Source organism: Aeromonas sp. sif2416 (assembly GCF_019218665.1).
In the GTDB taxonomy this organism is placed as follows: Bacteria; Pseudomonadota; Gammaproteobacteria; order Enterobacterales; family Aeromonadaceae; genus Aeromonas; species Aeromonas encheleia.
Map to the genome: position 1 here is coordinate 1 of NZ_JAHUXC010000061.1, position 255 is coordinate 255.

General features: G+C 60.0%; 1 protein-coding gene. It reads right to left on the bottom strand.

Translation table 11 applies throughout. The annotated features are described in order from the left end of the window. Positions 1-255, bottom strand: a 255-nt coding sequence (locus tag KW821_RS21540; RefSeq protein WP_218292877.1) for a VCBS domain-containing protein, incomplete at both ends; no start/stop codon positions are given.

Consider the following 255-nt stretch of genomic DNA (forward strand, 5'->3'; position numbering starts at 1 on the left):
TTTCGGTCAGGTTACCGCTGACCACGTTCAGATCTTCGGTCACCGCACCGCTGTCATCACCCTTGATCTCGGCACCGTCATTGACGCCGGTGATGGTGATGGTCACGGTGTGGCTGGTGCCATCCAGACTCTCAACCACGAAGGTCTCGACCTTGGTCTCGCCCGCGCCCAGGTACTGCACCTTGTCGTTGGCGACCTCATAATTCCACTTGCCAGCCGCATCGATGGTCAGGCTGCCCAGGGCATTGGCACTCG